At 36.0% G+C, this 12,797-nt stretch carries 12 protein-coding genes; all 12 read left to right on the top strand.

The features are described 5' to 3' along the window. Positions 1 to 81: 81 nt before the first annotated feature. The 12 genes from WC788_07600 (at position 82) to WC788_07545 (ending at position 12,473) form a co-directional block, all read left to right on the top strand. A complete protein-coding gene (locus WC788_07600; protein ID MFA6097463.1) occupies positions 82 to 936 on the top strand; it encodes a Bro-N domain-containing protein in 855 nt (284 codons plus the stop codon). Between the two features lie 12 nt (positions 937 to 948). Beyond that, positions 949 to 1,494: a class IV adenylate cyclase gene (cyaB, locus tag WC788_07595; protein MFA6097462.1), complete on the top strand. Its 546-nt coding sequence runs from the start codon at positions 949 to 951 to the stop codon at positions 1,492 to 1,494. Between the two features lie 181 nt (positions 1,495 to 1,675). After that, the gene (locus WC788_07590) at positions 1,676 to 2,053 is read left to right on the top strand and encodes a hypothetical protein (GenBank protein MFA6097461.1); all 378 of its coding nucleotides are present in this window, start codon (positions 1,676 to 1,678) and stop codon (positions 2,051 to 2,053) included. 883 nt (positions 2,054 to 2,936) lie between these two features. Continuing rightward, positions 2,937 to 3,284, top strand: coding sequence for a nucleotide pyrophosphohydrolase (locus WC788_07585; protein ID MFA6097460.1), 348 nt, complete (start codon positions 2,937 to 2,939; stop codon positions 3,282 to 3,284). Further along, the gene (locus WC788_07580) at positions 3,281 to 5,200 is read left to right on the top strand and encodes a DUF2075 domain-containing protein (GenBank protein ID MFA6097459.1); all 1,920 of its coding nucleotides are present in this window, start codon (positions 3,281 to 3,283) and stop codon (positions 5,198 to 5,200) included. The genes WC788_07585 and WC788_07580 overlap by 4 nt, the downstream gene beginning before the upstream one ends. 3 nt (positions 5,201 to 5,203) lie before the next feature. Then, on the top strand, positions 5,204 to 5,896 hold the full coding sequence (gene radC, locus WC788_07575) for a DNA repair protein RadC (GenBank protein MFA6097458.1): 693 nt from the start codon (positions 5,204 to 5,206) through the stop codon (positions 5,894 to 5,896). A gap of 27 nt (positions 5,897 to 5,923) precedes the next feature. Further along, the gene (locus WC788_07570) at positions 5,924 to 6,628 is read left to right on the top strand and encodes an HNH endonuclease (protein ID MFA6097457.1); all 705 of its coding nucleotides are present in this window, start codon (positions 5,924 to 5,926) and stop codon (positions 6,626 to 6,628) included. 42 nt (positions 6,629 to 6,670) lie between these two features. Next, positions 6,671 to 7,696, top strand: coding sequence for a hypothetical protein (locus WC788_07565; protein MFA6097456.1), 1,026 nt, complete (start codon positions 6,671 to 6,673; stop codon positions 7,694 to 7,696). Positions 7,697 to 7,766: 70 nt separating this feature from the next. Continuing rightward, positions 7,767 to 8,426, top strand: a complete 660-nt coding sequence (locus WC788_07560; protein MFA6097455.1) for a hypothetical protein — start codon at positions 7,767 to 7,769, stop codon at positions 8,424 to 8,426. Positions 8,427 to 8,523: 97 nt separating this feature from the next. After that, complete coding sequence (locus tag WC788_07555) at positions 8,524 to 10,794, top strand: restriction endonuclease (protein ID MFA6097454.1); 2,271 nt, start codon at positions 8,524 to 8,526, stop codon at positions 10,792 to 10,794. A gap of 352 nt (positions 10,795 to 11,146) precedes the next feature. Then, on the top strand, positions 11,147 to 11,596 hold the full coding sequence (locus tag WC788_07550; GenBank protein ID MFA6097453.1) for a hypothetical protein: 450 nt from the start codon (positions 11,147 to 11,149) through the stop codon (positions 11,594 to 11,596). 355 nt (positions 11,597 to 11,951) lie between these two features. Further along, complete coding sequence (locus WC788_07545) at positions 11,952 to 12,473, top strand: hypothetical protein (protein MFA6097452.1); 522 nt, start codon at positions 11,952 to 11,954, stop codon at positions 12,471 to 12,473. The last annotated feature ends 324 nt before the right edge of the window (positions 12,474 to 12,797 follow it).

The following is a 12,797-nucleotide window of genomic DNA, read 5'->3' as shown; positions in this document are numbered from 1 at the left end:
AAGGAGAAAAGACGATTCAGTTATTGCATTTTTTGCAACAGTTCAAAAAGAAGGAAAAAGAGATAACTTAATAATACAAATATGTCGAACAAAAAAACAACCAATAAGCAGATCACAATTTTTGAAGGTCAGAAGATCCGCCGGCTTTGGAATGAACGGGAGGAAAGGTGGTATTTTTCTGTAATTGATATTGTTGCAGTCCTGACCAGCAGTGTCAATCCGCGCGACTATTGGTTCAAGATGAAGATCAGGGTGAAAGAAGAAGATGGATTTGAACCGTCGACAGTTTGTCGACAGTTGAAATTGATGGCAGAAGACGGAAAAATGCGTGAAACTGATGTCGCGAATACGGAAGGAATATTAAGAATAATCCAGTCTATCCCGTCTCCAAAAGCTGAACCATTCAAGCTTTGGCTGGCACGCGTGGGTTATGAAAGGATTGAAGAGATAAGCAATCCCGAAAAGGCGCTCAACCGCAGCCGTGATTATTGGCAAAGAATGGGACGAGACCGAAAATGGATCCAGCAAAGGATGATGGGGCAGGAGATCAGGAACAAACTTACGGATTATTGGAAAAACAACGACGTCAGGAAACAGGACGAATACGCGATTTTGACCAATATTATCCACGAAGAATGGAGCGATCTGTCTGTAAAGGAGCATAAAGATTTAAAGAAGTTAAAAACCGAAAACTTGCGTGATCATATGTCAGACGCAGAATTGGTCTTCACGGCCCTTGCGGAACTTTCCACGCGCCAGATCGCTGAAACGATGGAGACAAAAGGCTTAGAGGAGAACAAGATTCCGGCGAAGAAAGGCGGACGTATCGCCAAAAATGCGCGATTGGAGCTGGAACAGAAAACTGGCAAAAAAGTTGTGAGCGGGGATAATTTCTTGCAAACCCACAAAAACGACAGAAAATTGCTGAAAAAATAATCACTAAAATCCATGAGAGAAATTGAGATAAAGCTTAAAGTAGAAAATTTAGGCGAACTTGCAAAAAAACTTTCTGAAAGAGGATATGAGCTTTCAGATCCCATTCAACAGCACGATATTGTCTATTCACTGAAAGACAAGCCGCAAAGGATCGAATATGCCAAAGAAGGAGACATTAGCATCCGTATTCGGCGATCCGGTGGAAAAGCGGAGTTGAATCTCAAACAGCAACAGAGCAATGAAATGGACAATCTTGAATATGAGACCGAAGTGAAGGACCCTGAAGCCATGCATCAAATACTTTTGAAGCTGGGTTATGTTCCCGAAGTGGAAGTGAAAAAGATTCGCAGAAAAGGTAAATTAGGTCCATATGAGATCTGCCTTGATGAGGTGGAGAGACTGGGAACATTCGTAGAGCTTGAAAAACTTGCACCCGATAACACCGATCCCGAAGAAATCCGGGAAGAACTGTTTCGCGAATTGGAGAAATTGGGACTATCTCGAAAGGATGAAGAGACCAGGGGATATGACAATCAAATCCTCCAACTCGATATTTGATCTCTCCGTGCCGTCATTCCCGACCTGATCGGCCTGTCCGCCGAGGGCGGTTTAATACTCAATACTCAATACTCAATACCAAATACTATGCCAGGTGTTTTCCGTTTGACATCGCTTTTCTATTCTGTTATTTTTACATCAAAATCGCACATTCAACAATATGTTGCGAGGAGGACAGAATATGATCAATGATGTCGTAAAAAGGCTTATATCGCCATTTGCATCAACAGACTATGAAGACGTCAAGAAGATATTAAGCGAAATTACCGTTGAAGAATTTCCGCTACTGATTGAAAAGTTGACGGATGAGAAAAGGCGAGCAGAAGAAAAATTGTGTCGGGATGTTGAGTATTGGACGGATACGGCGCAAAACAATTCACACTCAATGGAGGGATATTGTGATAATGAAGCGCGTGCCTGTAGTCGTGGCGAAGAAGCGAAACAAACAGGAATCGATCAAGTGATCGATCAGGTAAGATCGATTCAAAAAGAAAGGGAATCAAATCTGGGAAAAATTCAACAAGTAATTGAATATGTCAGATCAAATATAGCAACATGAAAATGCTGCTTTTTTTATGGTTATATCGATTGTCATCCTGATCTCGGTCTGATCTCAGTTTACCCTGAGTTTATCGAAGGGTCGAAGGGTCCCTCGGATTAATCCCCCCCCCCCTTAGTTAAGGGGGAGTACGAGGGGGTTTGTTGCATCGCCTCGCCATAGCTTCAGCGCAGGCGGGCTTGCCTCGGTGTCATTCCCGACTTGCTTGCCCGCCTTTGGAGGGATCGGGAATCCAGTATCATCATTGCTAATATAATTCCCCTCTAGCCGCGCCCCGCGTATGTGGGGAGAGGGGCAGGGGTGTGTGAATTGTATTTGTATTTTGTAGGGACATGTATAGTTGCTTGCCTCGCCGAATCCGCCAGTGGGCAGAGAAGGCGGGTCCCTGACTGAGTGACGAAGCAATCTCAGCTTTTGCCGAAACAATGTAGCAATATAACAATAGGACAATATAACAATAGAAATTTATACTTAATACTCGATACTGTATACCATATAAGAAATACTATTCCGAGAGCTTCGCTCTCGTTCTATCTCTTTACTTTTTACCCTTTACGATTTACCATTATCACAAAGGTACGCCTATTGTCATCCTGAGCGAAGTCGAAGGATCTCCGGCGTTGTTTTTGTATGAATTCCCCTCTAGCCGCGCCCCGCGTATGTGGGGAGAGGGGCGGAGGGGTGTGTGAATTTAAGGGGATTGGGGGGGGTACATTAGAGATATTAGGGATGTGCAATTTTTCCTTTTCTGTTTGATTTAAAGCAAAATTTGTGTTACGTTGAAATTAATCGTTAGTTTTACAATAAATACGCTATCTATCCTGTCGGGAGGGCAGGTGTAATTTTTTGTGGATCTAAGAAATAAGCGAAAAATATGTCAGATATAAAGGATTTGACCGATAAAATCATTAAATTTCGGGATGATAGAAACTGGAAACAATTTCATAAACCAAAGGATTTGGCTATTTCTTTGGCTCTAGAGGCGGCAGAAGTCCTAGAGCATTTTCAATGGAAAAGTGAAAAGGAAATTGAGGATTATGTTAAAACTCATAAAGATGAAATCGGGGAGGAAATCGCCGATGTTTTTATTTATCTAATGTACTTATCATACGGTTTGAGTATTGATGTTAAAGAAGCCATAGAAAAGAAAATAATTAAAAACGGTAAGAAATATCCAGTGGAAAAAGCGAAAGGAACGGCTAAAAAGTATATAGAATTAAAAAAACTATGATCGTATATTCATCAACAAAGAAAAATTTTGTCATAGATGTTATGACAAACCAAATCGAAAAAACTATTTTAACGTCTTTTGTTCGAGAATTAGGACATTCGACTGGTAAGTCAGAAGTCGCATCTTGGCGAAATTCTATGATGTATATGAATAATATCGTTTCCGATCCTGAAATACCCGAGGATACTGGAGTGGCTATTGAATATAAAATACCTCAGACATCAAAAAGGATTGATTTCATTTTGACTGGCGCAAATAGTGAAAACAGAAAGACAGCAATTTTAGTCGAGCTTAAACAGTGGAGCGAGGCTGATATTACAGACATGGATGGAGTGGTTGAGACTTTTGTAGGGGGTAATAAACGAGAAGTTAGTCATCCTTCGTATCAAGTTTGGTCATATGCGACTCTTTTAGAAGATTATAACGCTAACGTGCAGGATGAAAATATTTCCTTGGTGCCATGTGCATATTTGCATAATTATGAGCCAGATAATGTTATTACCAATGACTTTTACAAAGATTATATTGACAAAGCCCCTATTTTTTTAAGGCCGGATGTTTTAAAACTGCAGGCATTTATTAAGAAATTTGTAAAATATGGAGATTGTGGAGATGTGCTTTATGCAATCGAGAAAGGGAAAATTCGACCATCAAAAGCTCTTGCTGATAGTCTTGCGTCAATGCTTCAGGGGAATAAAGAATTTACATTGATCGACGACCAGAAACTTGTCTATGAAACAGCACTAAAACTTGCAAAAGAATCTACGAAAAAAAACAAAAATATTTTGATAGTTGAGGGTGGGCCAGGTACTGGAAAATCAGTGGTAGCGATAAATTTGCTTACGGAGCTCACTAATCGAAGAAATGTTACTCAATATGTTACAAAAAATTCTGCGCCACGAGAAGTCTATCAAGTAAAACTTTCTGGAAAATTTACCAAAACCAGAATTTCAAATCTTTTCAGTTCTTCGGGATCGTTTTATAATATCGAGCCAAATACGTTTGATTCACTTATTGTAGATGAGGCCCATAGGCTTAATGCGAAGTCCGGATTATTTAGTCATTTAGGCGAAAATCAAATCAAAGAACTGATAAATGCTGCGAAGTTCACGGTATTTTTTATTGACGAAGATCAGAGAGTCACATTGAAAGATATTGGCGATAAAATGGAGATAGTTCGTTGGGCCAAAGAGCTTGGTGCAAAAGTGCACAATCTTGAGTTAGCTTCTCAATTTAGGTGTAGCGGATCGGATGGTTATCTTTCTTGGATTGATAATCTTCTCCAAATTAAGGAAACAGCAAATGAATCACTTGATGATATCGCCTACGATTTTCGAGTTATGGACAATCCGAGTTTGATTCATCAAGAAATAATTAAAAAAAATACTATTAATAATAAATCTCGCATACTAGCAGGATATTGCTGGAATTGGATAAGCAAAAATAAGTCTGAGTTGAAAGATATTGTAATTGACGATTACGCTGCTACCTGGAATTTAAGTCAACATGGTCAAGCGTGGATTATTCATCCAGATTCAGTTAATGAAGTGGGTTGTATCCATACTTGTCAGGGTCTCGAATTAGATTATGCGGGTGTGATTGTTGGACCAGATATGGTGGTGCGTGATGGAAAAATTATTACTGATGCATCTAAGCGAGCTGGAACCGATAAATCAGTTTTTGGCTATAAAAAATTATTGAAGGAAGATAAAGTTAGGGCAGAAAAAATGGCTGATATGATTATAAAAAATACCTATAGAACATTAATGACTCGTGGCATGAAGGGTTGCTATATATTTTGTACCGATCCAGAGACGCAAGAATATTTTAGGAATCATTTAATAGCAAACACCAAAAGAAGCAATACATACGGTGATATTTCAGATGGTATTTCTATAAATGCAGATAAGAGTTAGGCCATGGAAAAACAAGAAATTGAAAAACATATTGGCGAAGGGCATAGAAAAAGATTAAGGGAAAGATTTTTACAATCTGGACTTGATGGGTTTCTTGATTATGAGATTATTGAATTACTTTTAACTCTTGGTACACCGAGGAAGGATTGTAAGAAGCCAGCAAAAGAAGCGGTTGCAAAATTTAAGGGATTAACTGGAGTTTTAGATGCGACGCTTGAGGAATTGCAGCAAATTGAGGGAGTTGGGCCATCAAATGCCATAGCCATAAAGCTATTTCAGGCAATATCCGAGCGCTATGCCAAAGAGAAAGTTTCTCCGAAGATTTTGCTAAACTCGCCCCAATTAATATTCGAGTATCTGAAAGAAAGGATTGGAAAGGAAAAAAAAGAACATTTTACGATTATTTGTCTTGATACTCGTAATAATCTGATTGTAGAAGAAGTTTCCATTGGAACATTGAATGCAAGTCTTATTCATCCTCGCGAAGTGTTTAAAAAAGCGATTCTGAATAATTCATCTCATGTTGTCGTTGCCCATAATCATCCGTCTGGTGATCCGTCTCCTTCAGAAGATGATATCGTGACAACAAGACGTTTGGTAGAGGCTGGTAAAATTTTAGGGATTGCGGTTACTGATCATATAATCGTCACTAAAAAAGATTTTGTCAGTTTAAGAGAAAAGGGTTTCGTGAAATAGAAACTTAAAATTTGTTTAAAGGATATTATGAATAAAATTCAAGATGATATTTTAAGCTATCGTGAAATGTGTGATGCTGAAAATGTGCAGACTTTGCAGCGTGGAATGAATTTTAGAATGAACCCAAAATATTCCGTGATCCTAATGTCGCAAAGGTCAAACGTACCGTATAAGGATAAAATTTATTCTGATGGAATTACGATAGAATACGAAGGACATGATGAGGCAAAAAAATCTAATGAAATCAATCCAAAGGAGGTTGATCAACCAAGAACCACAAAGAATGGGAAACTTACTCAAAACGGACTTATTTCTGAAGCAGTAGAAAAACGACATCAAAATATTGAAAAGACAGAGCTTGTGAAAGTATACGAAAAAATATTGCCAGGCGTTTGGTCATTGAAAGGATTCTTTGATTTGGTGGATTATAAAATTGTTAATGACGGAGAGCGGAATGTATTTCGATTTATTTTGCGATTAGCTGAAAGAGGGGAAAATGACGAAAGAAAAAATACTGAAGCTGATTTAGAGCATACTCGGTTGATTCCTTCTGAAGTGAAAAAGGAGGTTTGGAAAAGAGACGGCGGAAAGTGCGTCTTGTGCGGTTCGCAAAAAAATCTTCATTTTGATCACGATTTACCGTTCTCGAAAGGCGGCACGAGTCTGACTGTGAAAAACATAAGACTACTTTGCATGAAACACAATTTATCAAAGTCGGATAAGATTGAGTAGTATATTTAGAATTCATATTAATGTGCAAACTAATTGATAGTTATGAGTAATGCGTTGCAAATTGAAGATCAAGAATTGGATAAATTTATCGGCTATCTGAAATATTCAGGAAAATCTGTTGAAGATGGGAGTTTAGATATTAGAAAATCCGCTGAGGCATTGCTCGGATTTGATGAAGCTCTACGATACTTTATATCAAAAGAAAGCTCAAGTTTAAAAGATATTAATTTTGAGATTCCTGTTAGAATTAGAAAGGGTTCGTGGGAGGCAGTCATACCTGTAATAATTGATAAAGTACTATCACCCGAAGGTGTCGCCATGACATACGCGGCAACAGTCGCAAAAAAAGCAGCAGAAGATGGATTTGTAAGTACGGGCGCAGCAAAAGACATAAATTCAATTTTGAAAGGTGCGCTCATATCCGTTCAATGGACTATAAGAATAGCTTGTCATGTGGGAACTTTTGCAAAAAAGAAGTTTGACAATGTGCGGATAAACAACAAAAACATCCAAGAAATTATTATTGGAATACCTGATTGTCAGCATAAATATCTTGAGGTTCCGAAAAAATATTTTGATTTATTTGTCGAATGCCCTAGAAAGATATTTAGTAAAAATGCTCGTTTGATTGAAAAAGAAAGAGTTTTAGAGATTGGTGTTTTTAAAGAAAATAGCACAGAGAGAGTGTCCGTTACTGAAGATAATAAAAGTGTTTTTTATTCAGAAGATGATGAAATACTATTCCCTGAGCTAAAACACGGACAATTTGTTGAACTTGAAGGCGGAATAACAAGGGGTAATGAAAAAACAAACACGATCGGATTTGAATATAGGGGGCATATTCTTACTTGTAGGCCGGCAAATGGGGATTTAGCAAATTTCAAAGGAAAAATTGTATCGCAGGAGGAAGACCATTTTTGTCCTAGAATCAAAATAATCGGCGTTGTTGATAGAACCGATAAATTTGGAAGTTTTAAAGAAAAGAAACCTTTAATTATCTTTTCCAATATTATTCAATTAGAAGTAAAAGATAAAAGACAATCACTTTTCAATAAAGATAATCTATGATCAAATTATTTGAATCAGATTTAAGAAAATAAAAGGAATTAGGTGATTTTTAATATAATTTATAATAAATATGTCTAATCAAGAAACTGTAAATACGAAATTATTAACCGCAAAACAACAGGATGTATTAGCGGACATCGAAATAGCTCGGGCAGGATTTCTTATGTTTAAGGATTTCGAAATTACAAAATCGTGGACAATCTTATTAACAAAAGCGGAAGAAGCTATTATTTGCAATCAAGAAAATGAAGTCTATTCAAAAAAAATAATAAAGGCAGTAAATCAGGAGTTTGATAAGAATTGGAAAGAATTTTTAAAATTAAACATTATTGATCTAATTGCGCGTTTTTTAGTTGTGGAAATCATAGTTGCATCGCTATATTATGCGTCTGCTGATGTTTTAAAATATGGCATTATTACTAGTATTATTTTCGGTTTGCTGGGCGGAATATTAAGTGTTGTACGAACATTAGGACAGGATTTAAAAGCTATGGGTCCAAATGATGTTAAGTTGTATGTCAGAGTTATATTTAGACCATTTGTGGGTTCAATGGCCGCGATAGTGGCATATGTTTCGTGGCATGCAGGAGTTATAAAAATATTACCAGATTTAAATCAAGCTGATGTTCTAATTTTATTAAGCATAGCCGCTGGACTTTCAGAAAGATTTATTACTTACACCTTAAGTGCTTGTTTGCCAAATGGTTTAAAAGTGAAAGAGGGGAAGTGAATGTGGACTGAGACGCTCGTATATCGTTTCTGCCACTGAGGTGATAGTTTAATAAAATAACTTAGCATTTGTATTTATATTATATATAAATAAAGATATGAATGATTATGATTTCTCTCAAATTAATGATAAAAGATTTGAGATGTTAGCATGTGATCTCCTGTCGGAATATTTGAAAAAACGAGTAGAAAGGTTTAAACCTGGCAAGGATGGCGGTATTGATGGTAGGTTTTTTGCGAATAATAAAGAACAAACAATAATTCAATGTAAACATTATCTTAAGACCGGATATAAAAGATTGTTAGCAGATTTGAAAAATAAGGAACTAGCAAAAATAAAAAAAATAAATCCAAAAAGATATATTATTGCAACATCTTTACCTCTTTCCGCGTCAAACAAAGAAGAAATCGCAAAGACATTATCGCCTTACATAATAAGAGAAGACGATATTTTTGGCAGAGAAGATCTTAATGATTTGCTTTCTAAAAATTGCAAAATAGAAGAAAAATATATCGAATTATGGATCAGTAGCTCAAATGTATTAATACGAATGCTAAATAATGCCATAGAAGGCAGAAGCGAAGATGAAATAAAAAGAATAATCAAAGAAGCTAAAAAGTATGTTAAAACAAAAAATCATCGAAGAGCCCTAGAATTATTAAGAAAGAATAGGATTATTATTATATCTGGAGAACCTGGAATCGGAAAGACTACTCTTGCTGAAAATTTATGTTTACATTTCATATCTAAGGACTATAAATTTTATGACATTGAAGAAGATTTAAGCGAAGCCGAACAAGTATTTTGCGTGGGAGAAAAACAAATATTTTATTTTGATGATTTTCTTGGCGCATACTATTTTGAAGCCATGGAAAATAAAAAAGACTCACATATCGTGAGTTTTATCCGTAGGGTGTCTCTAGATGATAGTAAAATTTTTATTTTGACGTCAAGAACAAATATTCTAAATAGTGGAATTGAATACAGTAGTCAATTTGAAAACAAAAATATTCGCAAAAATGAATTTACTCTAATAATAGAAGACATTACGGACATAGAAAAAGCAAAAATTCTATATAATCATATCTGGTTTAGCGAAATGAAAAAAGAATATGTTGATGAGATATATAAAGAGAGAAGATATATGCATATAATTAAACATAAAAACTTTAATCCAAGATTAATTGAATTTATAACTGATGCAGATCGATTGATTGATGTCAAAACTATAGATTATTACGATTATATTAAGGCTAAAATGGATAATCCATTGGAGGTTTGGGAAAAATGTTTTAAAACTCAAAGTAATGATTATATCAGAAATTTAGTTTGTCTGGTTGTATTTAACGGAGGTAAAATCTCAGCAAATGATCTAAGGGAGAGTTTTAATCACCTGAACAAGTTAGAAGAATTGAGAAACAATTCAAACACTGAAAAAGATTTTAACTCGATTTCTCGTTTGGCTATAAAATTCTTTTTAAATAGAGGGAATAACTCAGGCGAAATAATGTACTCACTCTTTAACCCTTCTATCGGTGACTATATAATTAATGAATATAAACAGAATCCGGATAAATTGACTCATGTTATTAGCGCTCTTGGATCAATAAAGTCGCTAGAGCAACTCTCGGCTATGGAATTTGAAAAAAGATTAACTCCGAAAGTGTTGGAAAAAGTAAAAGAAGATGTTTTTTACAATGCCTCGGAGGGAGATAGAAGTTATGATTATCTCATATATCTCTTTGATAGATTTAAAAATGACAAAGAGGTTTCTGTTGAGTTGTTGAGAAGAATTATTAAGGAACCAAAGCCAATTAAGGAAGTATCGCGTTTTCTTAGTTTATTAAAACAATATGAGGAAGATCTAAAATTTGGCGATCATAGTTTCCTATTGAAATGTATAAGCGATTATGAACTTTCCGAAGATGAGATAAAGGATTTTGCTGATTTTTTAGAGTACTATGAAATTAACGATGAGAACATTTTATCTCTGCTTCGATCAAATTTGAAATCATTTTTAACAGATGAATTATACAATGAAAAAGACAATATAGATCTTTCAAAAATAGTCGATATATCTTATCGGGAAGATGGTAATGAGGATGTAAATTATGATAAATCTACCATCGAAGAGGAGCTGACGGAAACGGCAAAGCAAATAGTCAAAGATTTTAAGTCGGATATAATTACCGATCTAAGTTATGATGTATATATGAAAGTAGTGGGAGAGATATATATAGATGGAATGGTTGATGACTATTTATTTTCTAGAGGTAAAGAATATCATGGGGACTATGAAGACCATACTCTGAGTAACAAGCAAGATAACCTAGATGACGCTATACATGATTTATTTGATAGGAGTTAATATGAATTGCCAGAAGAGAAAAGGATATAAGGTGGGTCAAGCCATAACATTTCACATTTCGAGAAAAGGAAATAAAAGGTGTCAGGTATCTTTTTCCAGTTTAACATCTGCGGCGTTCGTTTAGCCCTTTTCTGCCACTTCATCGTCAATCCTTTTCTTCAATTTCTCAATTCTCCATTTTTCGCTATCTTAAAATAATTGCCATGGCTAGAATTTTAAGACAGACACTTTCTCGCTTATCTCTAATTCGCGCGTCGTATCCGCCTTGGGCGGAAATAGGCGAATGGTTTAAAATTAATTCATAGACATATCAGATTCTTTTTCTTATAACAAATAATTTATTCATTTATATATGTCAGAACAATTTGAAAAATATAATTTTACGGAAAAGAATGAAAAGCTTAAATCGCGCGAAGTTTTTACAGATGATTTTGATGTTATTGGACCTGATGATGAAATAGATTGCCTAGAAGCATTGCCAGTTTCATGTGCAATAATGACGATTGCAAAGCCGGAACAAAATATAGCCGGAATGTCTCATTTTTCCTTGGGACTCAATAAAGAAGGGGTTGGGGATTTAGTAAATCAGTTTCAGAATAAATTGAGAAAGTTTGGGCTAAATATATCGGATTGCAAAATACGTTTTTTTAATACAGGCGATATTCTCTCAGCGGAAATTAAATCTAGCCTGCCCCTTCATAATATTGACTTGCCACCGTCTGAATGGATGGAAGCGGAGGGAATTAGAATAAATAAAAATACCGGTGAGGTTACCTTCTTTTCTTTAACTGAAGGTCAGTAATAATTTTGTCACCATTTGGTATTATTTGGGGGAAAGGCGTAATTTTTATTTTTAAAATCGGACTCCTGATCGGCCTTCCGGTCAAACATCTTCGCGTCGGAGAAATGCAATTTCACACACCCCTTCACCCCTCTCGAGAGGGGACTAATCCGAATTCCTCCGCTTAAAGAATCTTTTTCTTTCTGCTATCTTAAATTTATTGCTATGGCTAGAATTTTAAGACAGCAGTTTTCACACCTATCTCTAACTCGCGCGCCGTGTCCGCCTTGGGCGGAAATAGGCGAATGGTAAAAAGGGTTTATAGTTTTATATTTTTTGCGATAGTTATTCCATAAAGTTTTAACAGTAAGATACAATGGCAATAAGTGAATTAATCGGTTTTTATGTTACGCAGTTCATAATGTTGATAATGCTCCCGGCTATGGGAATAGTGTCTTTAACTATGTCAAATTATTTTTCATGGTTGTATATCGGTATAATCGGGGTATTGTTCGCAGTTCAAATTAAAATTCCAAAAGACATTCGCATCATAACAGTAACGGCTTTGTCGTTGGGAATTATAACGATGTGGCTTTCACTGTTTATTTCATACCAGCAAATATTGCCTGCCTATGATGATCTTATTCATCCTGTGGCGCGTGGAGGATTTCCGGTTAAGGCATTTGATTACCCTCCCAGTGTAATGGGTGGTGATGAGCCGCCGATTGAAACCTGGAGTTTATTTTATTTGAATCTAGATTTTTGGATTGTTATCGGATCAGGCGCTGCAATGATTTTTCGCAAAAATTTGAATAGTCAGATTTCATTCAAATTATTCAGCGCCAGTGTTTTTATATCATTATACGGAATCGGATATTTATTTTGGCAATTTGATTGAAACCGGAAGCTAAAAATTCTTCTTTCCACTTTATTTTCGCGACTGACTTTTCTAGCCTAGGCTAGAAAATTAGGATTTAATTTTAACACCTATCTCTGATTTCTGTCTGCCAGACGCCTTTGGCGGAAATGGCGAGGCAAGACAACGAGATACGAGATTGCTTCGTCGCTGCACTCCCTGCCTACCGGACAGGCAGGCTCGCAATACCCGTTAAAAGGAAACGTCAAGGATAATAGTTGGGAATAATGAGCTATACAGTTATAAATGATAATTTAGAAGCATCATAGCATTCATTGTTTTTATTCAGATTGAACATTATTACAA

Source organism: Candidatus Paceibacterota bacterium, from assembly GCA_041661265.1.
In the GTDB taxonomy this organism is placed as follows: domain Bacteria; phylum Patescibacteriota; class Minisyncoccia; order JAHIHE01; family JAGLIN01; genus JBAZUT01.
Note: the sequence above shows the minus strand (reverse complement) of the source record. Positions and strands in the feature narration are given on the sequence as shown.